This window comes from Rickettsiella endosymbiont of Dermanyssus gallinae (genome assembly GCF_019285595.1).
Classification (GTDB): Bacteria; Pseudomonadota; Gammaproteobacteria; order Diplorickettsiales; family Diplorickettsiaceae; genus Rickettsiella_B.
Genome location: NZ_CP079094.1, coordinates 1,087,757 through 1,113,809, shown reverse-complemented (window position 1 = coordinate 1,113,809; position 26,053 = coordinate 1,087,757). Strand labels below are relative to the sequence as shown.

General features: G+C 41.2%; 26 protein-coding genes and 2 pseudogenes. 13 read left to right on the top strand and 15 right to left on the bottom strand.

Going from position 1 to position 26,053, the window contains the following annotated elements:
• The first annotated feature begins 186 nt into the window (after positions 1-186).
• The 3 genes from gyrA to KX723_RS05605 all read left to right on the top strand — a co-directional run bounded on the left by gyrA (position 187) and on the right by KX723_RS05605 (position 3,961).
• A complete protein-coding gene (gyrA, locus tag KX723_RS05615) occupies positions 187-2,784 on the top strand; it encodes a DNA gyrase subunit A (RefSeq protein ID WP_218813441.1) in 2,598 nt (865 codons plus the stop codon).
• Between the two features lie 45 nt (positions 2,785-2,829).
• Positions 2,830-3,363 carry an orotate phosphoribosyltransferase gene (locus tag KX723_RS05610; protein WP_218813440.1) on the top strand — a complete coding sequence of 178 codons (534 nt, stop codon included), beginning with the start codon at positions 2,830-2,832 and terminating at the stop codon, positions 3,361-3,363.
• Between the two features lie 79 nt (positions 3,364-3,442).
• The gene (locus tag KX723_RS05605; RefSeq protein ID WP_218813439.1) at positions 3,443-3,961 is read left to right on the top strand and encodes a CvpA family protein; all 519 of its coding nucleotides are present in this window, start codon (positions 3,443-3,445) and stop codon (positions 3,959-3,961) included.
• Here the strand turns inward: KX723_RS05605 and KX723_RS05600 are convergent.
• The gene (locus tag KX723_RS05600) at positions 3,949-4,755 is read right to left on the bottom strand and encodes a UDP-2,3-diacylglucosamine diphosphatase (protein ID WP_218813438.1); all 807 of its coding nucleotides are present in this window, start codon (positions 4,753-4,755) and stop codon (positions 3,949-3,951) included. The genes KX723_RS05605 and KX723_RS05600 overlap by 13 nt on opposite strands.
• 105 nt (positions 4,756-4,860) lie before the next feature.
• A complete protein-coding gene (locus KX723_RS05595; protein ID WP_218813437.1) occupies positions 4,861-5,457 on the bottom strand; it encodes an ankyrin repeat domain-containing protein in 597 nt (198 codons plus the stop codon).
• A gap of 3 nt (positions 5,458-5,460) precedes the next feature.
• On the opposite strand from KX723_RS05595, the gene KX723_RS05590 reads away from it, so the two are divergent.
• Entirely contained in the window at positions 5,461-5,631 is a 171-nt protein-coding gene (locus KX723_RS05590) for a hypothetical protein (RefSeq protein WP_218813323.1), read from the top strand.
• A 67-nt stretch (positions 5,632-5,698) separates the two neighbouring features.
• On the opposite strand, the gene KX723_RS05585 is transcribed toward KX723_RS05590, so the two are convergent.
• Entirely contained in the window at positions 5,699-5,956 is a 258-nt protein-coding gene (locus KX723_RS05585) for a hypothetical protein (protein ID WP_218813436.1), read from the bottom strand.
• Positions 5,957-5,970: 14 nt separating this feature from the next.
• Between KX723_RS05585 and KX723_RS05580 the strand changes: the two genes are divergently transcribed.
• Complete coding sequence (locus tag KX723_RS05580) at positions 5,971-6,141, top strand: hypothetical protein (RefSeq protein ID WP_218813323.1); 171 nt, start codon at positions 5,971-5,973, stop codon at positions 6,139-6,141.
• 67 nt (positions 6,142-6,208) lie between these two features.
• On the opposite strand, the gene KX723_RS05575 is transcribed toward KX723_RS05580, so the two are convergent.
• The 4 genes from KX723_RS05575 to KX723_RS05560 are packed head-to-tail and all read right to left on the bottom strand — an operon-like array spanning position 6,209 to position 7,404.
• Positions 6,209-6,619, bottom strand: a complete 411-nt coding sequence (locus tag KX723_RS05575) for a hypothetical protein (protein ID WP_218813435.1) — start codon at positions 6,617-6,619, stop codon at positions 6,209-6,211.
• A gap of 17 nt (positions 6,620-6,636) precedes the next feature.
• Positions 6,637-6,864, bottom strand: a complete 228-nt coding sequence (locus tag KX723_RS09860) for a transposase (RefSeq protein WP_425516581.1) — start codon at positions 6,862-6,864, stop codon at positions 6,637-6,639.
• A complete protein-coding gene (locus KX723_RS05565) occupies positions 6,846-6,989 on the bottom strand; it encodes a hypothetical protein (protein ID WP_218813433.1) in 144 nt (47 codons plus the stop codon). The genes KX723_RS09860 and KX723_RS05565 overlap by 19 nt, the downstream gene beginning before the upstream one ends.
• A gap of 16 nt (positions 6,990-7,005) precedes the next feature.
• Positions 7,006-7,404, bottom strand: a complete 399-nt coding sequence (locus tag KX723_RS05560) for a transposase (protein WP_218813432.1) — start codon at positions 7,402-7,404, stop codon at positions 7,006-7,008.
• Positions 7,405-7,899: 495 nt separating this feature from the next.
• On the opposite strand from KX723_RS05560, the gene gltX reads away from it, so the two are divergent.
• Together gltX and cysS are read left to right on the top strand one after the other, a co-directional pair.
• Entirely contained in the window at positions 7,900-9,291 is a 1,392-nt protein-coding gene (gene gltX, locus KX723_RS05555; protein WP_218813431.1) for a glutamate--tRNA ligase, read from the top strand.
• Complete coding sequence (gene cysS / locus KX723_RS05550) at positions 9,275-10,672, top strand: cysteine--tRNA ligase (RefSeq protein ID WP_218813430.1); 1,398 nt, start codon at positions 9,275-9,277, stop codon at positions 10,670-10,672. Before gltX ends, cysS begins: the two co-directional genes overlap by 17 nt.
• A gap of 49 nt (positions 10,673-10,721) precedes the next feature.
• Here the strand turns inward: cysS and KX723_RS05545 are convergent, their stop codons facing one another.
• Positions 10,722-11,264 (bottom strand): hypothetical protein, encoded by a 543-nt coding sequence (locus KX723_RS05545; RefSeq protein ID WP_218813429.1) that lies wholly within the window; start codon positions 11,262-11,264, stop codon positions 10,722-10,724.
• A 266-nt stretch (positions 11,265-11,530) separates the two neighbouring features.
• Here KX723_RS05545 and KX723_RS05540 point away from each other — a divergent pair, with 266 nt between their 5' ends.
• From KX723_RS05540 to KX723_RS05530, 3 genes are all read left to right on the top strand, one after another.
• On the top strand, positions 11,531-12,688 hold the full coding sequence (locus KX723_RS05540; protein WP_218813428.1) for a hypothetical protein: 1,158 nt from the start codon (positions 11,531-11,533) through the stop codon (positions 12,686-12,688).
• A 90-nt stretch (positions 12,689-12,778) separates the two neighbouring features.
• On the top strand, positions 12,779-13,162 hold the full coding sequence (locus tag KX723_RS05535; protein WP_218813427.1) for a hypothetical protein: 384 nt from the start codon (positions 12,779-12,781) through the stop codon (positions 13,160-13,162).
• A 25-nt stretch (positions 13,163-13,187) separates the two neighbouring features.
• Positions 13,188-13,448 carry a hypothetical protein gene (locus KX723_RS05530; RefSeq protein ID WP_218813426.1) on the top strand — a complete coding sequence of 87 codons (261 nt, stop codon included), beginning with the start codon at positions 13,188-13,190 and terminating at the stop codon, positions 13,446-13,448.
• 52 nt (positions 13,449-13,500) lie between these two features.
• Here the strand turns inward: KX723_RS05530 and KX723_RS05525 are convergent, their stop codons facing one another.
• The 3 genes and pseudogenes from KX723_RS05525 to KX723_RS05515 form a co-directional block, all read right to left on the bottom strand.
• The gene (locus KX723_RS05525; RefSeq protein ID WP_218813425.1) at positions 13,501-14,718 is read right to left on the bottom strand and encodes an IS256 family transposase; all 1,218 of its coding nucleotides are present in this window, start codon (positions 14,716-14,718) and stop codon (positions 13,501-13,503) included.
• Positions 14,719-14,905: 187 nt separating this feature from the next.
• Positions 14,906-15,595: pseudogene (locus KX723_RS05520) on the bottom strand (integrase core domain-containing protein); the annotation flags it as partial.
• A 250-nt stretch (positions 15,596-15,845) separates the two neighbouring features.
• Positions 15,846-16,116, bottom strand: a pseudogene (locus KX723_RS05515) (helix-turn-helix domain-containing protein); the annotation flags it as partial.
• A gap of 111 nt (positions 16,117-16,227) precedes the next feature.
• Here KX723_RS05515 and KX723_RS05510 point away from each other — a divergent pair.
• On the top strand, positions 16,228-16,509 hold the full coding sequence (locus tag KX723_RS05510) for a hypothetical protein (protein WP_218813424.1): 282 nt from the start codon (positions 16,228-16,230) through the stop codon (positions 16,507-16,509).
• Between the two features lie 11 nt (positions 16,510-16,520).
• Here the strand turns inward: KX723_RS05510 and KX723_RS05505 are convergent, their stop codons facing one another.
• Together KX723_RS05505 and KX723_RS05500 are read right to left on the bottom strand one after the other, a co-directional pair.
• Positions 16,521-16,691 (bottom strand): hypothetical protein, encoded by a 171-nt coding sequence (locus KX723_RS05505; RefSeq protein WP_218813323.1) that lies wholly within the window; start codon positions 16,689-16,691, stop codon positions 16,521-16,523.
• 72 nt (positions 16,692-16,763) lie between these two features.
• Positions 16,764-18,287 (bottom strand): MFS transporter, encoded by a 1,524-nt coding sequence (locus KX723_RS05500; RefSeq protein ID WP_218813423.1) that lies wholly within the window; start codon positions 18,285-18,287, stop codon positions 16,764-16,766.
• Positions 18,288-18,385: 98 nt separating this feature from the next.
• On the opposite strand from KX723_RS05500, the gene KX723_RS05495 reads away from it, so the two are divergent.
• Both KX723_RS05495 and KX723_RS05490 read left to right on the top strand, forming a co-directional pair.
• Positions 18,386-19,204: a L,D-transpeptidase gene (locus tag KX723_RS05495; protein ID WP_218813422.1), complete on the top strand. Its 819-nt coding sequence runs from the start codon at positions 18,386-18,388 to the stop codon at positions 19,202-19,204.
• A gap of 133 nt (positions 19,205-19,337) precedes the next feature.
• Entirely contained in the window at positions 19,338-19,889 is a 552-nt protein-coding gene (locus KX723_RS05490) for a DedA family protein (protein WP_218813421.1), read from the top strand.
• On the opposite strand, the gene KX723_RS05485 is transcribed toward KX723_RS05490, so the two are convergent.
• Positions 19,886-23,257, bottom strand: a complete 3,372-nt coding sequence (locus tag KX723_RS05485) for a UvrD-helicase domain-containing protein (RefSeq protein WP_218813420.1) — start codon at positions 23,255-23,257, stop codon at positions 19,886-19,888. The genes KX723_RS05490 and KX723_RS05485 overlap by 4 nt on opposite strands.
• Entirely contained in the window at positions 23,235-25,880 is a 2,646-nt protein-coding gene (locus KX723_RS05480) for a PD-(D/E)XK nuclease family protein (RefSeq protein ID WP_218813419.1), read from the bottom strand. Before KX723_RS05480 ends, KX723_RS05485 begins: the two co-directional genes overlap by 23 nt.
• Between the last annotated feature and the right edge of the window lie 173 nt (positions 25,881-26,053).

Sequence of the window (26,053 nt, the reverse complement as noted above, 5' to 3'; positions counted from 1 at the left end):
GCTAGCTGTTTAGGGATATAAAAAGGGGTTGGAGTCTTTCTCTAGCCCTTTACTAGCGTTTTTTTTTACCCCTTGTTTTCTCCCTTGAGAACGCCCTTTTTTCTTTGTTTTTCTATGAAGATTAAGCTGCCGATTGCCCCCTATTTATGGTAATATTCAGCTTATTTTGTGTATGAATGGGTTTTTATGACAGAGCCAGTAGTAGCCAACGAAATTATATCCGTCACGATTGAAAAAGAGCTTAAGCAGTCTTATCTGTCTTATGCGATGAGTGTTATCGTTGGCCGTGCTTTACCTGACGTACGGGATGGCTTAAAGCCTGTTCACCGACGCATTTTATTTGCCATGAGCGAGCTGGGCAATGACTGGAATAAGGCCTATAAAAAATCAGCCCGTGTGGTCGGGGATGTGATTGGTAAATATCACCCGCATGGTGATAATGCTGTCTATGATGCGATTGTGCGTATGGCACAGACCTTTTCGCTACGCTCGATTTTGATTGATGGTCAAGGTAATTTTGGTTCCATAGACGGCGATTCCGCCGCGGCGATGCGATATACCGAAATTCGTATGTCAAAGCTAGCGCATGCCTTGCTAGCGGATTTGGCCAAGGAAACGGTTGATTTTGTCCCCAATTATGATGAAACAGAGCAAATCCCCGTCGTATTACCCACCCGTGTGCCTAATTTATTGGTGAATGGTTCCTCTGGTATCGCGGTAGGGATGGCGACCAATATTCCGCCCCATAATCTGGCTGAAGTGGTTGACGCGTGTCTAGCCTTGATCGACGATCCTGAACTGAGCATTGAGCATTTGATCAGCTTGGTAAAAGGCCCTGATTTCCCAACCGCGGGCTTAATTTATGGCAGAAAAGGCATTGTAGAAGCCTATCACGGCGGAAGAGGGCGAGTTTTTGTTAGAGCAAGAACGCACTTTGAGCTCGATGAAAAAACCAATAAACAACGTATTATTGTGACCGAGCTTCCTTTCCAGGTTAATAAAGCCAAGTTAATAGAAAAGATTGCTGAATTAGTCAAAGAAAAGCGCATCGAAGGGATTACTGCGTTGCGTGATGAATCCGATAAAGACGGTATGCGAATTGTGATTGAGGTACGACGTGGTGAAAATGCCGATGTACTGCTGAATAATCTTTTCTCTCAAACACAGTTTCAAGTGACATTTGGTATTAATATGGTGGCCTTAGTCGATGGCAGGCCGGCACTCCTTAATCTGAAGCAGCTTATAGAAGCATTTTTATCCCATCGTCGCGAAGTCGTCACACGACGTACCTTATTTGATTTACATAAGGCGCGTGAACGTGCGCATATCTTAGAGGGCTTAGGGATTGCCTTAGCGAATATTGATCCCATGATCGCGTTAATCAAAGCCGCTAAAGACCCGAGCTCAGCCAAGCAACAACTGTTGCAGCAAGATTGGCAATTAGGTGTGGTCGCAGAGATGCTGCGCAAAGTGCCTGTATCCGAAGGTAAACGATTGACTGAAAAAGAATTCAGTCTTTATGGTCTGATCTCAGAAACGCAACGTTACCGTTTATCACCCGAACAAGCACAAGCTATTCTAGATCTGCGTTTACACCGTTTAACGGGATTAGAGCAGGATAAAATTCTGAATGAATACCGTGAACAGTTAACACTGATCAGTGAGTTATTAGAAATTCTGAGTAATCCGGATCGTTTACGTCAGGTCGTGCGTGAAGAATTATGTGCGGTCAGAGAAGAGTTTTCAGATGTACGTCGTACTGAAATTGTGACGGTTGATTCAGAAATTAATGAAGAAGATTTAATTCCATCCGAAGACGTTGTGGTTACACTATCGCATGATGGCTATATCAAACGTCAAGCATTAGATGTGTATCAAGCGCAACGGCGTGGTGGCAGAGGAAAATCGTCCGGTGATATCAAAGAAGAAGATTTTATAGAACATCTATTGATTGCGAATACGCATGCCACGTTATTATGTTTTTCAAGTTTAGGTAAAGTACATTGGCTTAAAGTGTATAAATTACCCGAAGGAAGTCGAACTGCGAAAGGAAGACCCATTGTTAATTTATTAAGTTTGGGTGCGGATGAACGTATTCATGCGGTATTGGCGGTGCATCACTTTGATGCTGACCACGCTATTTTTATGGCAACGGCGAATGGAACGGTCAAGAAAACCAGTTTGATTGATTTTTCACGACCACGAAATGACGGTATTATTGCAATTGATTTGCGTGAAGGTGATCGTTTAGTGGGTGTTGCATTAACAGATGGTCAGCAAGACGTCTTATTGTTTACCGATGCGGGGAAAGTGATTCGTTTTAATGAAAGTAAAGTGCGAGCAATGGGACGTACGGCGTGTGGGGTTAGAGGTGTTAAATTACAAGAAGGACAACGCGTTATCTCATTGATTATTGCTAAACCCGACGGACAGATATTAACGGCGACGAGTCAGGGTTATGGTAAACGCACGCCAATAGACGAACATCGTTTAACGGGTCGTGGCGGTAGTGGTGTAGTAGCGCTTAAAATAACTGAACGGAATGGTAATGTAGTGGCGGCGGTTCAGGTATTCCCTGAAGATGAAGTCATGTTAATTACCAATAAAGCGACCTTAGTACGTACACGTGTAGAAGAAATTCGTAGTGCGGGTCGGCATTCTCAAGGCGTGCGTTTAATCCGATTAAACCAAGGCGAGAAATTGGTCAGTTTAGAACGAATAGAAGAAGAAATTCTTGATGAAACAAACGCTGTCATTGCCGCGCGCCTGCGGCGCTCGCAATGACGATGATTTTTATATAGTCACGTTCAAGAACAATAATTTAATACAATGAATAAAAAACAAGAACTCCTCCATTCATTAACAGACATTAATGTCATTAAATTTGGTGAATTTACACTGCGTAGCGGTAAGATTTCGCCTGTTTATATTGATTTACGTTCTATTATTGCCTATCCCAAATTGTTGCGCGAGGTCGCTTGTGCGCTTTGGGATAGAGTGAAAAATCTGCAAACGAGCTTGTTATGCGGTGTTCCCTATACGGCTTTACCGATAGCTACCTGTATTTCTTTAGATCAAAATTTACCGATGGTAATTTGTCGTAAAGAAGCGAAAGAATATGGCACAAAAAAACAAGTCGAAGGCGTTTTTAAAAAAGGTCAAAATTGTTTAGTCATCGAAGATGTAGTGACAACGGCCGGTAGTGTCATCAAGACCATCGATGTTTTACAACAACAAGGCTTGCAAGTAACCGATGTGGTTGTATTAGTTGATAGACAAGAAGGTGGTCGAAAAGCTTTAGAAGAAAAGGGTTATCGTTTGCATTCTGTTTTTACCTTGGACGATCTGTATCAAAATCATTAGCTAAGCTATACTCACAGCAGCCTATATTTCAACCTGATGTGTTGTAATATATACCGTTAACTTAATTAGGTTTTTTAGCATGTCTACGTTCAATTGGATTGACTATACGATTATCGCTATTATTGCACTGTCGGTGCTGATTAGCGTGATGCGCGGTTTTGTGCGTGAAATTGTTTCTTTGGTGATATGGGTCGCGGCTATTATCGTCAGCTTTATCTTTTATCAATATATTGCTGGCTTGTTAGTGAATGTGATTCATTCCGATTCAGTGAGACTGGTGGTTAGCTTTGTTGGCTTGTTCTTAGCCACATTAATATTAGGGATGTTAATTAATTATCTGATTGGCCAATTAGTTTCTAATACAGGATTAAGTGGAACGGATAGAGTATTAGGTATTATATTTGGTGTGGCGCGTGGTATTTTAGTTGTTGTGTTACTGATGATGCTAGCGGGGTTAACACCTTTTTCTAAAGAGCAATCTTGGAAGGAGTCGGTATTGATTCCACATTTTGAACCGGTAGAAAGTGGGCTAAAAGCCTTGTTACCTGATTCGGTGAATGCGCGTTTAGAGTTAAACAAAGAAGGTCACGAGAAATAAACTAAGGCACTGTCTCTATTCGGCAAAACAATCAATGCATTACCTTCAGAGGGACTCCAATCACTTAACACGAATCGTTTTATACGCTTAGCATTTGAATTTTCGGCTGTAGTGTGTTGGGTCTCTTGGTTGAATAACTGAATACAGGGTTGATGGGTGTGTCCATGGATGATCCATTGTGCTGACGATTCTTTTACTTCCTTCATTAAATCATCCATCACTATATCGTATTTTGCGTCATGGCTAGGCATACCGGTGTGTTCTTTTCCACGTAAGTAACGGGCAATTTCCTGGCGTAGAAACAGCGGTAATCCTAAAAATAGCGATTGTAAAAAGCGCGTACGTGCGAGGTGACGGAACGCCATATAGTTTTTATCCAATGTGCATAAACTATCACCATGCGTTAGCAGCGTAGGTATACCGTAGAGTGTTATTAAAGTAGGGTCGTTCAGTAATTGGCAGCCCGCTTTCTTAATAAAACGCTGTCCAATTAAGAAATCACGATTACCGGGCATAAAATAGGTTTTGACACCGCGCGCGTTTAATTCTGCGAGCGTGGCGGCAATTTGTTGATTGAAAGGGGATTCATCATCATCGCCAATCCAGCTTTCAAACAGATCGCCCAAAATATAGAGTGCTTCGGCTTTTCTTGCCTGGTGTTGTATAAAGTAGAGAAATAAACGTGTCAATGCGGGTTGATTGGCACTCAAATGTAAATCCGATATAAATAAAGTCGACATAGGGCAATAATAGCGTATTTTCCTATCAATGAGATAAGAGCTTGATGGAAGCAAGTGATAATTAGTAAAAAACGCATACCCTTGATAGAGGAACCCACATTTTTCCCAGCGAATGGCTTGATGTGGGCTGCAGTGTATTTTTAACCTATCAACTCACTTCTATCGCTGCGCGAGGTTCTCAACTGAGCGTAGCGGAAGAGATGTTTGTTTTGTCTCATTGGAAGAATCGGGTTTAAAAAATGAATGCGGATTAGAATTAGCATGCTTATTTTTTATAGATCTTAAATGATTCTTTAAGATTTTAACTACATCTTCATGATCCATTATCTTTGCTAGATCTAGTGCTGTAGTTCCGGTGTCGTTTTTTTCATTTGGATTACACAACTTGTCTTTAAGCAAGGCGTTAACCACATCGATATGGCCACTCTCTGCAGCTAGGTGGGGTGCTATAACTCCTGCGTTGGTTTTTTCATTCGGATCACACAGCTTGTCTTTAAGCAAGGCGTTAACCACATCGATATGGCCATACATGGCAGCTAATTGGAGAAAACTTCCTATTTCTTGTGCAGACGCTTCATTGTTAATTAACTTTTCTTTTTTACAGAAAGATGAAAAGGCTTGTGTTACTTCTTTTTGGTCATTGCCTAAGCTATATATTTTTGTGGATACAGGGTAATTTTGTTTATCTTTTGCAAGTAAAGATTTTAATAGATTAGAAAGTGTAGCGAGTCCATTTTCAGAATCAGGACATATCAACCGATGAGACAGGAAAGCATTGTGAAAGCAATGCGAAGTCGAAGAGCCCGCGATAGGCGTGCGTTGACGGGCGAAGCAGGAAACGCATCACGCCGTAAAGTCATTTGTGGGAGGCACGGGCATGAACTCCGAAGGAGTGAGTGCGTGCCGGACGCAGGACGTATCGCGGCCTAATTTCAGTCGCGTCATGCGAACGAATTTCGGGGGCACGATGGCCGAAATTCTTCGGGAGCATAGCGACTCACTTGATTTGGCCGTGATTATCTATAACCCATTGCTTTTTATCTTTCTCATAGAGTAGTGCGATGACGTGATCAATAGAATATAACATTAATGCAAAGCGTTTTTCTGTTTGAACGCTTGAAATAGCCTTTAAATGCTCAATCATTTCTTCACTAGAATAGATGCTGGTGAAGTTGTTTGTTTCGCATATTTTACCTTTTTCTGCCGTTAAGTAACTACTTATAAGGGGCAGTACTGTTTTAGAATCATATTGCAAAATAGCTTCTTTCGATGAGACAGGAAAGCATTGTGAAAGCAATGCGAAGTCGAAGAGCCCGCGATAGGCGTGCGTTGACGGGCGAAGCAGGAAACGCATCACGCCGTAAAGTCATTTGTGGGAGGCACGGGCATGAACTCCGAAGGAGTGAGTGCGTGCCGGACGCAGGACGTATCGCGGCCTAATTTCAGTCGCGTCATGCGAACGAATTTCGGGGACACGATGGCCGAAATTCTTCGGGAGCATAGCGACTCACTTGTTAGGCTCAAATAAAATAGTCATCGTTTCCAGAAAGGCACGTGTTTCTAGATAAACAGAATAGAAGTCTTCAGTATTGACTGTACTTTCAGGTTTATTTAAAGAGATTGCTGCATACTGTTTTAATAAAGACCATTGCTTTAATTTACCCGTAGGAATTTCACAGATTTTTATATCGCCCGCTGTTAAAAGTTGAGCGGTTTGAATAAAATCCTGCATTTGATATAAAAAATTGTTTTGCTTCATGTAGTCAAGACGAGTCTGATAGCGTTGATATTCGTCAGGGCCTAACAAAAAAGCATCTCTAGCCATAGAGGCAAGGCCTTGGCAGTAGCCGATAGGACTTATTTTCGTGTTAATCGTATAAGCGTTGATGCATTTAATAATCAGGGCGGGTTGGAACATAATTTAAGAAAACGTCTTCATGGTTTGAATAAGCGTCGAAGCAGCCCAATCGAATGAGAGATCATAACGTAATTTTCAGCAGAAGAAGTGGTGATTTCGTAATCTTTTGATAACCTACGAAAATGATTAAGCCATGAGAAAGTCCTTTCTATCACCCACCGCTTAGGCAAAAGAGACCATTTTTTTGTTATCCGGCAAGAAATTTCAATGGTTCTCTTTAATGTATTTATAACGAATATTTCCATTGTTTTTCTATAACCTGCATCGGCACAAACACCCCTAAACTTGGATATTTTTGCACAGCTTGTTCAAAAACTTTACATCCGCCTACCGTATCATGGGTGTTAGCTGCATGCACAGTCACCTGCAAAATATGCCCTTGCGTGTCAGTGACAATGTGCCTTTTTCAGCCCTTTATTTTTTTTTCCGCCATCAATACCACGTTCTTTCGCGGCAGACGTTGTTTTAACACTTTGTGAATCAATTAAACTATACTTTGGTTTAGGAGCTTTACCCATGCCTACTCGGCTCTTCTCTACTAAACTTTCCATTATCTTTTCCCATGTCCCTTGAACTTTAGCTCGCATAAAAAAACTATAGACTGTTTTCCAGGGTGGAAAATTACTCGGTAATTGACGCCATTGACATCCGGTTTTTGTTATGTAGAAAACTGCATTCACAAGGGTTCTTTTCGAATACTTTCTACGATTTCCGTATTTACCGCATTTAAAATATCCTTTAATTAGTTTCCACTGCTTGGTGCTTATATCGCTTGGGTAGGACATTTTCTTTTTTTTAGGATTTTTATCCCTACCTTTATAAACTATTTTCTTATTTATTTAAACCATGAAGACGTTTTCTAACCTTGGAAGTAGTGAAAATGAACCTTCCTTGGGTAAGCTTATGTACGCTAATATAATGTAAATAGATTAATGTTTTATTAAATAATCAGTTTTTTGGGTTGAAAATCTCTGTGCGGAATAAAAATAAAAAAGCGTGTTCTATCGTCTTCGATGAGATAAGGAGAGCATAACGACTCACTTGCGATGGCCGTGCTTTGCTCGTCATGAAGGTATAAAAACGATAGTTATTTAATGCAAGCCGCTTATTAATTTGTAATGAAAGGGAATGCCGAAGATAATGATTAGGCTTGGAGTATACGCAGCGAAGCCCTGGCTTACTCCTGCTATGTAATTTGGGTATACTACCTCACCCTCAGATTTATTAAAATTTGCATTTTAAGCACTATTGACCATAGAGCTTTTTATAAAGAAGACATTATGAAAACCCGTTTTGCTCCGAGTCCCACGGGCTATATCCATTTGGGAAATGCTCGAACCGCTTTATTTAGTTTTTTATTAGCTAAATCCCAAGCCGGCCATTTTTTATTACGCATAGAGGATAGTGATGCCACGCGTTCTCTGCAATCATTATCAGAACAGGTACAAGTCGATTTATTATGGTTAGGTTTGCCTTGGGAGGAAGGGCCCGGCAAGGAAGGAAAAAACGGTCCTTATTTTCAATCCGAACGCCAATCGATTTATGCGCATTATTATCAAGCTTTAGCAAAGGCAGGGCGCGCCTATCCGTGTTTTTGCAGCGAACAAGAATTAAGCATGATGCGTAAGCGTCAATTATCACAAGGCAAACCGCCACGCTATACCGGCGCTTGTCGCCATTTGACGGCCAGCCAAATCGCTGAAAAAGAAGCGCAAGGCAAGAAAGCAACCTTACGTTTTCAGGTTCCTGCTGCGCAAACCATCCGCTTTAATGATTTAGTCAAAGGTGAACAAGCGTTTGCCAGTGATGATATCGGTGACTTTGTGATACAGCGTAGCGATGGTTCAGCGGCGTTCTTCTTTTGTAATGCCATTGATGATGCCTTAATGGGTGTAACACACGTGCTGCGTGGTGAAGATCATCTGACCAATACACCCCGGCAGATGATGTTATTGCAGGCATTAGATTTAGCCGTGCCGACTTATGGACACATGTCGTTAATTGTTGGAGAAGATGGTACGCCGTTATCAAAACGACACGGTAGCTTTAGTATTAAGGCCTTGCGCGAATTAGGCTATTTTCCAGAGGCTTTACAAAATTATTTGGCGCGATTAGGTCATACCTATACCGATTCTGATTTTATGACCATGCAAACGCTGATTAAAAAATTTTCCGTTGAACGATTAGGTAAATCACCGGCACGTTATGACCAGGTTCAATTACACTATTGGCAGCGGCAAGCCTTATTGCAGTGTAACGATGAGCAACTCGTTGCTTGGATGGGTGAAGAAGTGAAAAAGCTTGTCCCAGCGGCATTCATGCCAGAATTTATGACATTAATGCGTGCTAATATTTCATTTCCGCATGATGCGCTGCAATGGGCAAAGACATTGTTTGCCGAGCTGGTACTCACCGAGCAAGCCAATGAGTTTTTAAAAAATGTACCTTCGGTATTTTGGGAATCGGCTTTAACATTATTAGAACAGCCACTTGAATTGAAAGGTTTGCTCAAAGGACTTCAGGACACATTAAAAATAAAAGGTAAAAGTTTATTTGCACCTTTACGTATGGCCTTAACCGGGCGCTTAGATGGTCCTGAAATGGAAAAGCTTTATATGTTAATCGGCATTGAAAAAATACGTCAGAGAATCCTTTATGCTAAAAATTTATAATACGCTCACACAAGAAAAACAAACCTTTAAACCGTTACAGGATAAAAAAGTCGGACTGTATGTCTGCGGTATGACGGTTTACGATTTATGTCATATTGGCCATGCGCGTGTTTTAGTCGCCTTTGATGTGGTGGTGCGTTATTTACAAAGCCAAGGCTATCAAGTGAATTACGTACGTAATATTACGGATATTGACGATAAAATTATTAAGCGTGCTCAAGAAAACAATGAAAGTTTAAGTGATTTAACCGGACGCATGATTGAGGCTATGCATAAGGATTTTTCGCAATTAAATATTTTGCCGCCTACGCATGAGCCTAAAGCAACCGAAGCGATTGCACAGATGATCGATTTGATTCAAGCGCTGATGGAAAAAGGCATTGCCTATCAATCGGATAATGGTGATATTTTTTATGCAGTCGATAAGTTTAAAACCTACGGTGAATTGGCACATCAAGATTTGGAGAAATTACGTCGTGGCTCACGGGTTGCGGTTGAGCTAACGAAAAAAGATGCCTTAGATTTTGTGTTGTGGAAACAAGCTAAGCCCAATGAGCCCAGTTGGGATTCACCTTGGGGAAAAGGACGGCCCGGTTGGCATATTGAATGTTCTGCGATGTCTATGGCGGCGTTAGGCGAACATTTTGATATACATGGAGGCGGTTTAGATTTAGTTTTTCCGCATCATCAAAATGAAATTGCACAATCTGAAGGCGCAACAAATAAAAAATTTGTAAATACCTGGATGCATGTCGGTTTTGTACAAATTAACCGACAAAAAATGTCTAAGTCCTTAGGGAATTTTTTTACGGTGCGTGATGTATTGGCTGAATATCCGGCTGAAGTGGTGCGTTATTTTTTAGTGGCAAGCCACTATCATAGCCCTATTCACTATTCGCAGGAAAATTTGCAAGCGGCGCAATCGGCATTACAACGTTTTTATACGAGCTTGCGTGGTCTTGAATTGAATGTCGCATTGGAAGATTCCGATTTTTCTGCTCAGATAAAAGATTACCAAAAGAAATTTAAAGCAGCGATGGACGATGATTTTAATACACCGGAAGCGTTGGCTGTATTATTTGACGTTGTGCGTGAGATTAATCGAGTTCGAGAAACAGATTTAAAACAAGCGGTAGCCTTAGCAAGCTTTTTAAAACAACAAGCTGTTGTATTAGGTATTTTACAACAAAATCCGGAACAGTTTTTAAAAACGGGTATTCAAGAAGAGCAATCACAAAAAATCGACGCATTGATTGCAGCACGAAATAAAGCACGTGCTGAAAAAAATTGGACTGAAGCGGATAGAATTCGTGATGAGTTAGCGGGCTTAGGTGTTTCAATTAGCGATCATGCGTCAGGAACGGACTGGCATCGGGTGTGATAGTAGCGAGTAGAAAAAGCATCCTGCTTTTTTACACTAGGTGGTGGTTCTAGCCGAACATGGGGGCAATCATAGAACGATAATAATGAAATTGTTCAGTTTCCTCGGGAGGATTTGAATTTTTCTCAGGAGGATTTAAACTCTTTTCCAAGTTTTTAACCTCAGAAAACAGAGTAGAACGAGCGCTAGTTAGGGTTTGTGTAGCCGCATTTATCGTTTCCCTGCCTTCGAATGGGGCGAATAAAGCAATCAGGTCTCTTAATACGGTTTTTATTGCTTCATAAACTTTATCCAGTCCTGTGGGCAAATACGCGTCTCTAACCACTTGATCTACATTTTCGATAGTCGTTTTAATTCTACGAATCATTGCCAATATATCCTTGTGTTCTAGATTTATTTCCTTATTCTTCAGTGTGCCCAACGTTTCCTGAATAGAACTTAAAGGGTTACTAATATCATGCTGAAAAGAATATTTATCGGTAAATTTTTCTTTATTTTTATTGATTAGTCGCTTGTACTCTTCTAACGCCATAGAGATATCTATGATTGATTGCTGAAGCGACTTTATTTTTTTATTGTAGTTAGTGCTCATTATGATTAGTCCGGTTAAGAAATAGCTATTTATCTGAAGCTAAATCATATTGTAAGCGTAAATGATTAAGGATTTATTAATATTTTGCCGTCATTGCGAGTAGCGTAATGATGAGATGATTATTTATTCATTGTATTAGTATTTAATTTTTCCTTAAGAAAAAAAATATAAACTAATTATGTTGAAAAACATAATTTATCTATTGAAGAGGAGGTTTTTTTGAGTTCATTAGTAACAAAATAATTTTGGTTTAACGAGGAGATTTTATGACGACTTCAATCTTAGCGGAAAATACAATAACACAAAAAATGGCACCTAATTTTGTTAATCATTTTTCCGAAAATATAAACTATGACCCTGTTGCTGGCTTAGATAAACTTTTAAAACAACTTGCCGATGAAATAGCGCGGCAAACACAACTTGCGGATGAAATTGCTAAGGAAGAACCAATTTATGATGTTCCTCGAGTAGCAAAGCCCTATGACCCTGTAGCGGCACTTGCAACGTATGATTACCTTAGGGCTACAACACCATATTACGATATTCCAAGATCCGTCGAGTCAAATTCTGAGGTTCCTAAAGCTTTAGAGAGAAGGCCTCTACCGGCTATACCCGTTGAACCTGTTATGGATAACGAACCTGCCTATGCAAAAATAGATTTATTTAAAAAGACTAAAAATTTCGTAGAGAGAAGGCCTTTACCGCCTGTAGCCGTTGAACCCGTGATGGATAACGAACCCATCTATGCAGAAATTGCTGCATTTAAAAAGCCTAAAAGTTCCGTAAAAATTAAAACGTCGCTGCATCAGGCAAAAATTCATTTATTAGAATCATTGCAGCGTTGTGTACATTCCTTAAGTAAAGTTTTTTCCAGTATTCGGCCTAATCAATCAAATGACACTATAAAAGCATTAAGCAAAATTTTTTCCGCTATTCGGTCTAATCAGTCGAATGACACTATAAAAACATTACAGGATACTATTAATGCCGATCCGGTGATGGATGAGAAATTAGCACTTAGCTTGGCGGAATTTAAATATGCAACGCTTGGATCGTCAGAGAGTTTACAGGACCTCATACAGCGTTTAGAAAATGTTATTTTCGTCTTAGAGGGAAGAGTAGCGGCTTCTATGAAAGTTTATGGATCCGCTGAGTATGCTGACATATTAGGCGATAAACTGCTTCAGCCCATAGCCCAGGCTACATTGGATTTAAATCAAGCTACGGCACGTTTAGTAGAGGTTAAGGGTTTAGAAAAGGAATTAGCATTGACAAACTCGGAGTCAATACAACCGCTTGTAAGCGCAGCGAATAATCGATTTGCTCTTTTTGGAAGAACAACTAACGTGTCTGAAAAAATGGTAGAGAATCCTCTCTATGATAGTATAGAGGTTATAAAAGGCATGACGAGGAGTACCAGCTAAAAATAAACTTGTACATCAAAAGGAGAAACAAGGAGGCTAAGAAAAAAAAAGGTTGGTTTTTTTAGAAGAAGTTCTACTGAAACTATCGATTTGATTGAGTTAAATACCTATCCCGCCTTGGAAAAGAATCCCCTCTTAAAAGAGGGGATTTTATCTGTTTTAAATCAGCTCTGTTATTTAGATAAAATAAATAGAATAGATGCGCCACAAGCAAATGCAAGTCGTAGTCATTCTGATAGTTTTTTAAAAATAAGAATTCAAGTAGCAGATGCGATGAATAATCTGCCGTCTGATTTAGGCAGTCTATACGATGAGGCTGAAAGAAATAAAGATATTGTGACGATGCAAAACATATATTCGGATATCACGATAAAAACGTATGAAAACTGGAAAAAAACAATGCCGAACAATATCAACAAACGGGTGTGCCAGTGCACTGTGGTGAGGCATGTAGTTTATTTTATGGATTGCTAAGAAAAGAAGGGATGATAGTCATAAAATGCGCGTCGTCTGTTTTCAAAGCCCCCAAGCACAGAACGTTAATCATAGCTTCATTATTTATGCTGAAAATGAGGTTTTATTGAAATCAATCGAGTCCCTTGGCTTAGGCGAAAAGAACTCTACCGGCGATTCATATCAAAAGTTCATAGAAGTATTAGCGCAAAGGAACAAAGAGGAAGCCATATTACTGATTGATCCCTGGAGTAGAGATAATAAAATTATCGATTTGGAAATAGAGCCTGTAAACAATTTTGTGTAAGTGCCGTGTCAGGAGAACCTGAGCCTGTAAACAATTTTGTGTAAGTGCCGTGTCAGGAGAACCTACCCTCGAATTCGATAGCGAATCGATTCATAGCGGCTCTCCAATCATGTAAAGCCATCGTCCACTTTTGTGATGCCTTCTGTACCGCTAAATATACTACTTTTAATGCCGATTGGTCATTAGGAAAGATTTTACGATTATTAATTGATTTTCTAATCACACTATTGAGTGATTCAATGGCATTGGTGGTATAAATAATTTTTCGTATGTCGTCAGGATAATCGAATAAGGTCACCATATTACTCCAGTTTTTATGCCAGGTACGGCTAATGGCGGGATATTTTTTATCCCATTTTTCACTGAACATCAGAAGCGCTTCTTCGGCTTGCTCTATAGAAATAGCACGGTAAATAAGCTTAAGATCCGCTACCACGGCTTTCATGTCCTTATGCGGTACGTAGCGTAAGGAATAACGAATAAGATGCACAATGCAGAGCTGAACCTTCGTTTTTGGGAATACCGCGTTTATTGCCTCTGGAAACCCGCTTAGTCCATCCACGCAAGCAATAAAAATATCCTTTACCCCACGATGATTTAATTCGGTTAATACAGATAGCCAAAATTTTGCACCCTCGGTTTCAGCTATCCACAAGCCGAGTAATTCCTTTTGTCCTTCACAATTAATGCCCAAAGCCAAATAGATGGATTTATTGATCACACGTTTATCTTGATGGCATTTAATAACGATACAATCTAAATACACGATAGGATATACCGTTTCTAAGGGGCGATTCTGCCACACCGTCACCTCATCCATCACGGCTTCAGTCACTTTAGAAATCAAGCTGTGCGATACCTCCGCACCGTACATTTCTTTGAACGTCGCCGCTATATCACGGGTAGTCATCCCTCGGGCATACAGCGCTAAAATCTGTTCATCAAACTCCGTCAAGCGCGTTTGTCCTTTGCGTATAAGTCGAGGTTCAAACGTACTATTTCGATCCCTAGGCGTGTTAATCTCAACTTCGCCAAAATCACCCTTTAATCGCTTCGGTGAATAACCATTGCGGCTATTTCCCGTATTCTTGCCTTCTATCGCGTGCTTTTCGTAGCCTAGATGCTCCTCTAGCTCTGCATCCATGGCTCGTTCTACCGTGAGCTTTAATAGCTGCTTGCTCAGCGCAGATATATCTTTTTCACTCTTTATGGATTTAGCCAATTCACTGATTAATTCGGGAGCTATATTTATTTCTTGTTCTTGTTTCATTACTTATTTCTCTTTTATCGCTAGTGCTTTTTTCAGCGCATTAGCTTAGGTAATAATAAGCATTTACACAATTTAGTTTACAGGCTCGACAGTATACTAAGTCATCGACACCGTTAGTCATAAGCTGTAGTAGCTCAGACTTGATCGGACAGTTGCCGGTTATTAAGAAGTGACTGTCAGTTCAAGTTTAGTGAATAAACTTTTCCTTCCAGATTTGTTTCCCATCAACGAGAGTTTCTATAGGTGTTCTTCCACAACACATTTTGCCTTGATGAGTTCGTTTATTATTATAGAAATTAATCCATTCGTCTAGATCGTTTTGCAACCTTTCTATACTTGAATATAATTTTTTTCGAAAAGTAATTTGATAAAACGGCTGCAAAATGGTTTTATGAAAACATTCACGGATGCCATTCGTCTGCGGTGAACGTACTTTTGTTTTTGTGTGCTCAATGTCATTGAGAGCTAAATAAAGCTGATAATCATGATGTGCTGCTTTACCACCATATTCTGTGCCTCGGTCGGTTAAAATCCTCAACACAGGCAAGCTGTGTTCCTCAAAAAACGGTAATCCCCAGTCATTAAGCATATCAGCTGCCGTAATCGGTGTTTTCGTCGTATAAAGCTTAGCAAAAGCCACTTTACTGTACGTGTCGACAAACGTTTGCTGATACACACGCCCGACTCCTTTTAGCGTCCCTACATAAAAGGTATCTTGCGAACCAAGGTAGCCAGGATGCGCGGTCTCAATTTCACCGCACACTTCATCATCGTATTTTTTCCTTTCCAGTGCGACAATCTGTGCTTCTGTTAGTAAGATGCCTTCTTCAGCCACCTTGGTTTCTAGCGCCTTCAGACGTTCTTTAAAATTCTCTAATGCAAGTGAGTCGCTATGCTCCCGAAGAATTTCGGCCATCGTGTCCCCGAAATTCGTTCGCATGACGCGACTGAAATTAGGCCGCGATACGTCCTGCGTCCGGCACGCACTCACTCCTTCGGAGTTCATGCCCGTGCCTCCCACAAATGACTTTACGGCGTGATGCGTTTCCTGCTTCGCCCGTCAACGCACGCCTATCGCGGGCTCTTCGACTTCGCATTGCTTTCACAATGCTTTCCTGTCTCATCGAATGACGAACCCAGATACTCCGTACACCACTGCCGGATACAAAGATACCTTCCTTGCGTAACTCATTACTTGCCCTGTGTTGACCGTGGGCTGGATAGGCGACGGCATAGTTCACGACGGCTCTTTTCAAATAAGGCTTCCATTCCACCTTTTTCAACCGCTGATTTATAGCTGTAAAAGGTATCTCAAGATAGCCCCATGACCTGGCAAGCTTTCGATACGTTTCCTAATTCCTCCGCTAAATTAAGCAATCCGACTTTATGTTTAATAATTTTATCAGTAGTATGTAACGTGAGAGTTTCCTCTGTTTTTAAATTTTGATTCGAAGTTTTGCACCTCTATCAAAACCGGAAACTCTCTCTCTTTCAAGAGTTTTGTACGATTTGGTCGGAACTAGTACAGATAAAGACTACTTCTCAGCGTTACAGGAAAACATTCGACAGAAATTATGGTTGCGATTAGTGATAGGTAGTCTATTAATCGAATCGAGGGTTACATCGGTAGATAATTTTCCTGAGATTAAACAAGCTTTTTGTTATCTGCCTCGTCCTATGGAATCCAGTTCAGAAGAAGAAACGGCGAGCTGCTCAAGTAATTCTGAACAAGTGAGTCGCTATGCTCCCGAAGAATTTCGGCCATGGTGTCCCCGAAATTCGTTCGCATGACGCGACTGAAATTAGGCCGCGATACGTCCTGCGTCCGGCACGCACTCACTCCTTCGGAGTTCATGCCCGTGCCTCCCACAAATGACTTTACGGCGTGATGCGTTTCCTGCTTCGCCCGTCAACGCACGCCTATCGCGGGCTCTTCGACTTCGCATTGCTTTCACAATGCTTTCCTGTCTCATCGACGGTAATGGCGCTGAAAAGTTAAGATAGCCTGTGTGCTTGAGTTTTCTGCTGTGAGTATAACCGTTTTTTTATTCGCTTAATTTTCCGCGTGGCACTTTCAGTATCAGTAATACGCAGATGAAGGCAAATGCGGCGGCTAGAAACATGGTCATACTAAAAGCATAGGTATAAGCCTTAAGTGCAGCGGTTTTAAGCAGTTCTACCGACTGAGCCGGTAAATGGCTGATAGCTTTCATGGCTAAGGTTGATTTTACCAGCAAACCGTCGATTAAGTTTTCTGGCATGTGTGCAAGCGATCCGGGCGCATGATTAACAAAAGAAGTCAGCTTCCATGTATTTAAACTGGCTAAAAAGCTTCCTAATACCGCCAAGCCAATCGAACCGCCAAATTGTCTGGCGCAATTAAGAATAGCGCCCGCAATGCCGCGTTGTTGTGCACTAACAGTACTCATCACGGTTGTCATTGATCCCGAAAGCATTAATGGCATGCCTATGCCATACGCGAGTAACCCGGGAAACAGCCACACATAGCGCTGATAATGACTGAAAAGGCCTATCCAAATAAGACTTAGGATAACCAGTAAACAACCCCAGAACATCGGTAAGGTGGGGCCATACTTATCACGTAAATGGCCGCCAATAGGCGCCATGAAAATAATAGGTACCATCGAAGGTAAAAGGAGTAAGCCGGCACCTAAGGGTGAATATTGCAGCACACTTTGTAGAAAAATAGCCCAAAATACAAAGACGATACCGACAGCTTGGATGATGACCATCACGGTGGTGACAATAGAAAAAGTCGGATTTTTGAATAGTTTAAGTTCTACTAAGGGATCTGAAAATCGACGTTCCCAAAAAAGGAATGCAATAAGACCCAGTAGGCTAAGGGAAAATAAAGCCAGGATCGTCGGAGACGTCCAGCCCCAATGCGGTCCTTCCATAAAGCTCAGTACGAAACCACTAATAAACGCCATGGAGAGCAAGACGCCTAGGTAATCGATGACTAATTTTTCGGTGCGTTCCCAGCGTGGAACTGCGGAAGCGGCTAAAACAATGCTAATGATGGCGACAGGAAAGTTGATCCAAAAAACAGCACGCCAACCAAACCATTGTGTGAGGGCACCGCCTAATAAAGGGCCTAAAGCCAAAAAGATAGCCGCTAAGGCGACATAAATACCCATGGCTTTGCCGCGTTCTTTTTCAGGAAAGGCATTGATGACCAGGGCATTGGTGGAGGGCATCATAAAAGCACCGCCAAGCCCTTGTAGGGCACGCGCGGTGATTAGCCACGCGCCTGATTGAGCCAGTGCGCATAGTATAGAAGCACTAATGAAAACAATGACACCAAATAAAAAAGCGCGTTTATGGCCTAGGCTATCGCCTATTTTTCCACCCAGCAGTATTAATGCACTTAAGGCTAATAAATAGGCGTTTATCACACATTGTAGGAGGTTATTACTGAGATTTAGGTCGCGTTGGATGACTGGGAGTGCGACGGCAAGTGCCGTTTGGTCGATGAAGACCAAGGCTAATGCACTGGACATGGCCAGTAGGGTCCACCATTTTCGGTTCGTATCGGTTAAATTAAACATCGTTTTGCTTCTTTAGGCCTTAAAATAGGCTATATTTTAATTAGGAGTAACGCCTTATTTTAAGAGCACCCCCTCTATACAGGTGGGAAGGAGCAGTTATGCGTATACTCATACGATTTGTAGCATTATTTGCATTGCTTACCGTTTTTTTAGTCATGAATGGCGATAGCTTTGCTGCACGTGGATGGTTACTCCAGTCATTATGTGATGATCCACGTCTTTATTGTATCGCGGTACAAAAAGGGGAAACCTGGCAAAGCTTATTTCCTGATCCAGCGAGGCGAGACCTTGTGATGCGTATTAACCGCATGAACACACGGATATGGCCTGGGCTGAAGATTGCAATACCAAGAGATCCCTATAGCGCGGATAGTATGCAGTATACACCATTTTCACCTTACCGAGTTCCCACGGGAAAGAAAATGATCGTTTATTCGCCATCATTAAATGCGTGGGCGGCGTATGGACCTGCCGGTAATATTATTCGCTGGGGACCGGCATCCAGTGGACAAAATTGGTGTCCTGATTTAGGACGGCCTTGTCATACGCCCAGTGGTAACTTCAAGGTCTATGAAAAACGGGGGCCTGCTTGTGCATCCACTAAATTCCCACAACCCGATGGGGGCGCACCCATGCCTTATTGTATGTTCTTTAAAGGCGGTTTTGCGATGCATGGTTCAAGTGGAGTTCCAGGCTACAATGCGAGCCACGGTTGCGTCAGAATGTTTGTTGAAGATGCACGATGGCTTAACCTAGATTTCGCCGATATTGGTACACAAGTTATTATTTTACCTTATCCATTAAATCGTTATGCCGAATTAAGTGAAGAGGATGATGCGGAAGACGATATTGATAATGGGGAAGATATTAATTTACTCGGTCAAATGGATTTAGAACCCGAATCAGAACCTGCCTAAATGTTATTTTTTAGTGGGTTTTTGTTATTAGGCACGATCCTGTGGTTTAGTCCGCGGGGTTGTGTTCTTGCCTGTGTAAAACTATTATGCCCGGCATTTAGTGTTTCAATAACAAAAAGAAGAGGGTAACCCATTGCAATCAATTTTAAATCAGTTTTTACCTTGGCTCCAGCATTACGGCAGTATCGCTATTTTTTTGTGGTTAGCGCTTGGTATTATTGCGTTACCTATTCCAGAAGAATCGTTGTTATTGTTTATTGGATTTTTAATGGCAAAAGACAAATTACCGATCATGTCTACCATTATTGCCGCCTATGCCGGAACCTGCTGCGGAATAACCGGTAGTTATGGTTTGGGATTACTCACAAGTCGTTATATCGTTGGTGGTTGGGGTCGTTATATTGGGTTGACTGAAAAACGCCTTCAACGCGCACATAATTGGTTTGAACGATTCGGTAAATGGGCACTTTGTATCGGCTATTTTATTCCCGGTGTTCGTCATTTAACCGGTTATGTCGCCGGTGGATTAAAGCTTTGTTATAAACATTTTGCGCTGTTTGCTTATTCGGGCGGTATTGCTTGGGCTAGTTTATTTATGTCCTTAGGTTATTTTTTCTATAAGCCTATTAATACATTTATTGTTGCGTTGCACACGCATACGATTTCATTTTTGCAGTTGTTTTAATCATCGGTAGCCATCATGAGACGAGGAGAGGGTAGATACTCCCATTCCTGCCATAGCGTATCGAGTGGAAAATACAGACCTAAGCAAATTTTATAGTGTTCTTTTAGCGGTGACAGGCGTGAAAAAGCGGCGGCATAGTTTTCTAGCTGCTTTTGATGTTGCTGCATGGCGGTGTTTAAGAACATGTCAGGACTATTGCCGGTATAGGCCGTTGTTTTATAATCAATAATCCAACGTATGCCGGCATCAACAAAGGTGCGATCCATAATAAGCTGTTGTAGATTGTTGTCTTGCGCAACGCTTAAAGCAAATTCTGAATGCGCATCTTGGTGTTGCTGACTTAAAATCCAACGTCCACGCGGATCCTGGATGATCTTTTTTAAGGCTTGTTTTAATTTGTATAAGGCTTCATCTAATTGTGATGAAATAATACCGGCTTGTTCTAGTAGCCGTACAAAACGGGTATGTTCTTGCGAAAAATCTATTTTATCCCAGTATTCTAAGCCGTCTTGGCTAATTTGATATAAAAGACGATGAATAACCGTACCGGTTAGCTTCGCTAAATGCGGTTGCCATTGGTAAGCAAAGGGTTTGTACGCGATATTATCAACTATTTTAGGCGTAAAAATAGGGTTCTGCCAATCAGCAGGCAAACGTTTTAAACGTGAAGAAGATAATTTATTCGTCGCTTGTGCCTCCATGTCTGAAGAAAAAAAATCTTTGCGATGAATCGTCATCGCCTGCCATAAAGGATGCAGTAGGCTATCACTTGGGGGTTTTTTTATTTCTTCATTCGCTGTAGCTTCACAAAAGCCTAACAAAGATAAGGATTTTTTGGCACGTGTACTGGCGACATACAGTAAACGTGTTAATTCATAACGCGTTTTCTGTTTTTCTGTGCGTGAAAGATAGTTATAAATAAGATCCTCTTTTTCACTTTTTGCTTTTATGGGCGCTAATAAACGGTCTTTTTTTGTTTGGGTGAGATGACGTTCTTGATATAACATTAACTTCGTCTTATCGTTGCCGCTTTTATGATCGAGGCTAGGTAAAATAATATGATCGTACTCTAGACCTTTGGCTTTATGTATGGTCATGATTTCAATAGGATTAGAAAGTGTTTTATTATTTTCTATGCCTATGTCAGCGAGTTCTTTTTCTAATGTAAAAAGATCTAATGCATCCGCTTCCGTTAATACTTTTTTTTCCAGGTGATCTAAATAGTGTTGAATATGCGTGATTTCTTCAGGGTTATGAAGCGTGGTCGGGCCACCTAAGCGGATCCAGGTGTTTTTAATCCAGCTGCTTAATGCCGAGAACGTTTGTTCAGCAAAACATTGCTGTAAAATAGGCACAATACGACGGCAACGTTGTTTGCTTTCTTCACTTAAGTCAATTTTTTCAAACTCAGTCAGTTGTTGCCAAATCGTGTGCGCTGGTGAAGCATCGCCACAGAAATGCGCAATCGCATGCAGATCGCTTAAATCTAAGCCACAAAAAGGTGAACGTAACAGGGCAAGCCAGCTGATTCTATCGCCTAAATGTAATAAAGCACGTGTTAATGCAACCATATCTTGTACGGCAGAATGTTGGCCCAGGGTTTCAATGTCTACCGTATGATAAGCAAGCTTGGCAGCTTGTAAGGCAGGTAATAAGCTTTCTAGATGTGTACGTGCTCTTACTAAAATAGCAATGGAATCTTGAGGGTTTTTTTGTTGGATTTCTTGAATGATGGCAATGACTTGATTCGCTTCCAGCAGTGCATCCTTGTTATTCATCCAATACATACCCACGGCTTTTTCATTGCTTTGCGACTGGGAAGCAATCGCGGGTGCAAAAGTAATAGCACCTTGATTGATATTTTCTTCTTTGGGTAATATCTGACTAAAACAATCATTAATCCACGTGACAATGTCGGGATTAGATCGGAAGTTGACCGAGAGGGTTAAGCTTTGTAGCGGTATATTGCCAATACCGTTTTGTTTTGCTTGTAGAAATAGACCCACTTCTGCTTTACGAAAACGATAAATCGATTGCATGGGATCGCCGACTAAAAAAAGTGTTTTCCCTTCATTGGTTTGCCAACCGGCGGTGAGCTTTTCAATTAATTGAAATTGTGTGACCGACGTATCTTGAAATTCATCGATTAACAGGTGTTCAATTTGATAGTCCAGACTCAGCGCTAAATCGCTTGGGTTTTCTTCATCACCTAAGGCAGCTAATGCGCACAGCAGAATTTCGGTATGATCAACTTTGTTGGTATGCTGAAAAAACACCTTTAAATGCGCGACTAACATCGGTAATACATCGAATAAGGCAGTGATTATGCCCCATTGTGCATCCGTATAGTGTAGCGGCGGTGCCGATCTAAACGCGATTAAGGCGTCATGTACGCCAGCTTGGCTTTGTAATTGCTCAATGAGGCTCACTACTCTTTGCTTTATCGCGGTATAGCATGCTTTTTTTTGTTTATCTTTTTCGCTAGAAGGGGGAGGAAACCCTTGTTTTTTTGCTACTTCTTTACGCCATTCATTATCGTCCCTTAGCAATAAAAAGCATGCCTGTTGCCAATAGTAACGATTCGCTATTTTGTCTAAGGGTTTTTCTTCACGTTGATGTAGAGAGAAATTTAATAATTCGTTAAGTTCTTGTAATAAATCGCCAGAAATAAGTGAGTTAAGGGACGCGATGAGTGCTTGATTAATTGTCTGTAATGTTTTTTCTAAGGGTTCGCGTAAATGCGTAGGATCTTGAGTAAAATAGCTTAGCCATTGTTCGCGGCTGGCTAGTAATGCACTTAATAATTCCTCTAGGGAAGAAAGATCATTATCAACATGTTTGCTTAAGGCCAACAAAGCATGTTGCCAGGACGAATCCATTTCTAAACTTGTGATCAACTCTTGAGCCGCTAAACGGTAGAGAAATTTAGGGTTATCGGCAGGGCTGAGTTGTGCGTCGAGTTTAGAAAGCAAAGGCATCTGACGCGTTAAGCGTTGGCAAAAACTATCGATGGTTTGAATGCGTAAACGATTTGGATTCGCTAGCAGATTCCAATTCATCGCCTTATCCTGCGCGATGGCGTTTCTAGCCAATTGCCAACGCACCTGCTCTTTTGTAGAAGTAGGGCAATGTTGGGCCGCCTTTTCTAAGGCATCGAGTATTCGCATGCGCATTTCATGTGCGGCTTTGCGCGTAAAAGTAATGGCAATAATCGCTTCGGGAAAATGAACCCGGGCCAGTAATAGTAAATAGCGCCGCACTAATAATTCAGTTTTTCCTGAGCCTGCGGGGGCTTGCACAATAAACGATTGATCCGGATCAAGTGCCCGTGTTCGTGCTTCTGTATCACACTGGGTTAGATTTTTCATGATGATTTACACGACAAAGAAGTTGTAAGTGGCAATGTTCGCAGGTGGTTTTGCCTTGTTTGGGATCGACCGTTGCAACACCGTTTTGAAATTCAAACGCCAATTTTTCTAATGACATTTTCCAACGATTAAGTAGTTCTGGCCAAGTAGGTGCTAATTTTTTACCTTCCTTTTCACCAATGATGTGACAAAGCCCGGTTTCTTTTTCGCTATAACCTTGCGTCTCAATACTATTGCTAGCAATACGAATCACAGAACAGCCTGTTACCTTGGGCAGTGATAAACAATAAAGAGGTAATTGCGGTTCATCTAATCGTTCTTCAGACCAACCCAATGCTAGTTTTGATTCGCCAGTTTTGTAATCAATAATCAGCTGGCTGCCATCGCGCTGTGTTTCAATTCTGTCTATGCGTAAACTTAACGCTAAGTCGGCAAAGGTAAAATTTTGTTTTGCTTCGTGTATAACTTGCGTAAAGGGCAATCGGTTTTTATCTAGCTCGATGAGCTTCATCAGACGTTGTTGTAAACGTTCGCGCTCAATGGCTATAAAATGCGGGCTAAACGTGAGGGGTCGTTTTTTGCTAAACTCGGCTATAGCGGTGTCAATGGCTTGGTGAATCAGTGTTTGCAGTGTTTGAGGCGATTGTTTTAATAAACTGGCTTGATCGCCTAAGTTATTCCAAAATAGTTCTATCACACGGTGTAACAAACTACCACGATCGCTTTTACTAAGACCGAGGGCAGGTAAATCATGAAATTGACTCTTTAGACGAAATTTTGCAAACGCTTGAAAAGGGCAAGCCGCTTGTGATTTAAAAAGTTGACTGCTAACCGTATTTAATTCATTGGCTAAAAGCACTGGCGCTGTTTCGTCTAGGTAATATTCCCAACGTTGTGCCTTCCAGATGGCTTCCACGCTAGTTTGATAAGGCGGAAGTGCTAAATCGCTGACTTCAATGCGGGGTATATGATGGATGAGAGCACTGGGATGTAATGCTTGTTCATTGTGTTGCGTTGCATGGCTCAGAATAATGTTATCGGCACTGTTTAATAAACGTTGGGTGACCAGTGAGGAAAAATAAAACTCCCGTTCATTGCATGCATGGGGTGTTGCGTTGTCACGCTGCACTGAATAAGGAATAAAAGGATTGGGATGTGCGGATGTCGGCCATGCTTGTTCGTCTAAGCCCATGACCCATAAACTATCAACACATAATCCAGCCGTATCTAATAATCCTAAGACATGAATAGGCGTGTCATGTTGTGTTTTAGTTTGGAAAAGCGATTCACTCGCCAATTGAGTGAGTTGTTGTAACACAGCCTCTTCATTTATTTTACCTAAGATAAAATCTAAACCACTCAATTCATTCAATAATTCAGACCAACGTTCAAGCAATTGAAAGTCTTCACTGAGTAAATGGTGTTGGCCTGGCCAGTGCAAGGCTTGCAGTTTTTTTACAAAATGTGTTGCCCACTGACTAGGAAGTTGTTGAAGAGGCGGCTTGTCAACCAGTGGGATAAGATTGCTAATCAATTGGTTTAATTGCGTACAATGCTGTTGTTGGCTCAGTAAAGCGAGTTGTTTTAGTGCGAGCGTATTTTCTACATGGCAGCGCAAGTAAATACTCAGTTGCGCACGTTGTGATTTTTCATCTTCAGCATGCCCAATATAAGGCGATTGAATGAGTCTATTTAGTTTGCTTAGGGGTTGGCTTGCTTGGGCTTGAATGATCGCTAAGGCGCTTTGAATGAGGGGGAATTCACTCAGTTTCTCCCCGGCCGCGATGTTAAAAGGTAATCGCTCAGCGCAAGCAGGGTTTAATTGAGTAAATATTTCAGTAAAGGTTTCCAGTACTTGGGTGCGAATGGTTAATAATTGAGGAATAGCGCAAACAATGGTTTGCTTTCCCATTTGCCATTGTTGATAAGCCCATCGTGCCATCGTTTGCAATTCAGTTTCAGTATTTTGTACCGCTAAACGACGTACGCATGCTTGAGGAGATGAAGCGGTAAAGTATGCCACCTGACTACCTAATTGTTCAAGCAGTTGCAATAACGTTTTAGTGTGTGGATTGAGTTCATCAAATCCAATTAAAAAAATACGTAAGGGTGGTGTTAGATTTTTATTTTTAAAACAATCCATGAGTAGCGTGGTAGCGCGTGCGAGATCTATGCAAGCATATTCTTTAGAAAGCGCGACAAAACGTTCGGCCCAGCGTTTAAAGGCGGTAGTTTCATTGCTTGCTTGAAGGTGCGCGGCGTGGTTATGCAGTTGCCAGAGCGTGTTGACTTGCCATGCTTGTTGCGCTGTCTTTGCAATGTGTTCTGGTATTAAAAAATGTGTGTCTGCTTGGCTAATAACAGATTGCCACAGAATATGTTCTTGCGTTGTCGTTAACAAACGGTAAGGAAAACCTGTGCTTTGAATGAGTTGAGTTTCCCATTGTAGTGTTAGCCATGTTTCTAATTTAAAAATACGTAATGATGGCCAAGCCTGTTTGTGTTGTGCTTGTTGGTAAGTCGCAAAACTTTTATGTAAAAAACGAACTAAGCGTTGGTTAGGTGTGAGTAGTAGATCATCCGGTTGGAGGATTTTGAAGAGTTTATTATAAATTTCCATCATTTTGCTCTTGACAAGACTGGCTTATCTTTGAATGCATCACTAAGTTTTGCACAAGTGATGTTAATTTAATTTATTTTTCACCAACATAACAGACCTTAGATTAATTCTAAGCTTGACTTAATGTAACTATTTGAAAAATATAATGTTTTTTATTTTGTATAAAGCTTGTACAA

Bases quoted from the DNA above. Each gene is read 5' to 3' on its own strand.
- gyrA (WP_218813441.1), top strand. From the start codon at position 187: ATGACAGAGCCAGTAGTAGCCAACGAAATTATATCCGTCACGATTGAA.
- KX723_RS05610 (WP_218813440.1), top strand. From the start codon at position 2,830: ATGAATAAAAAACAAGAACTCCTCCATTCATTAACAGACATTAATGTC.
- KX723_RS05605 (WP_218813439.1), top strand. From the start codon at position 3,443: ATGTCTACGTTCAATTGGATTGACTATACGATTATCGCTATTATTGCA.
- KX723_RS05590 (WP_218813323.1), top strand. From the start codon at position 5,461: ATGAGACAGGAAAGCATTGTGAAAGCAATGCGAAGTCGAAGAGCCCGC.
- KX723_RS05580 (WP_218813323.1), top strand. From the start codon at position 5,971: ATGAGACAGGAAAGCATTGTGAAAGCAATGCGAAGTCGAAGAGCCCGC.
- KX723_RS05575 (WP_218813435.1), bottom strand. From the start codon at position 6,619: ATGTTCCAACCCGCCCTGATTATTAAATGCATCAACGCTTATACGATT.
- KX723_RS09860 (WP_425516581.1), bottom strand. From the start codon at position 6,864: ATGGAAATATTCGTTATAAATACATTAAAGAGAACCATTGAAATTTCT.
- KX723_RS05560 (WP_218813432.1), bottom strand. From the start codon at position 7,404: ATGTCCTACCCAAGCGATATAAGCACCAAGCAGTGGAAACTAATTAAA.
- gltX (WP_218813431.1), top strand. From the start codon at position 7,900: ATGAAAACCCGTTTTGCTCCGAGTCCCACGGGCTATATCCATTTGGGA.
- cysS (WP_218813430.1), top strand. From the start codon at position 9,275: ATGCTAAAAATTTATAATACGCTCACACAAGAAAAACAAACCTTTAAA.
- KX723_RS05545 (WP_218813429.1), bottom strand. From the start codon at position 11,264: ATGAGCACTAACTACAATAAAAAAATAAAGTCGCTTCAGCAATCAATC.
- KX723_RS05540 (WP_218813428.1), top strand. From the start codon at position 11,531: ATGACGACTTCAATCTTAGCGGAAAATACAATAACACAAAAAATGGCA.
- KX723_RS05530 (WP_218813426.1), top strand. From the start codon at position 13,188: ATGCGCGTCGTCTGTTTTCAAAGCCCCCAAGCACAGAACGTTAATCAT.
- KX723_RS05525 (WP_218813425.1), bottom strand. From the start codon at position 14,718: ATGAAACAAGAACAAGAAATAAATATAGCTCCCGAATTAATCAGTGAA.
- KX723_RS05505 (WP_218813323.1), bottom strand. From the start codon at position 16,691: ATGAGACAGGAAAGCATTGTGAAAGCAATGCGAAGTCGAAGAGCCCGC.
- KX723_RS05500 (WP_218813423.1), bottom strand. From the start codon at position 18,287: ATGTTTAATTTAACCGATACGAACCGAAAATGGTGGACCCTACTGGCC.
- KX723_RS05495 (WP_218813422.1), top strand. From the start codon at position 18,386: ATGCGTATACTCATACGATTTGTAGCATTATTTGCATTGCTTACCGTT.
- KX723_RS05485 (WP_218813420.1), bottom strand. From the start codon at position 23,257: ATGAAAAATCTAACCCAGTGTGATACAGAAGCACGAACACGGGCACTT.
- KX723_RS05480 (WP_218813419.1), bottom strand. From the start codon at position 25,880: ATGATGGAAATTTATAATAAACTCTTCAAAATCCTCCAACCGGATGAT.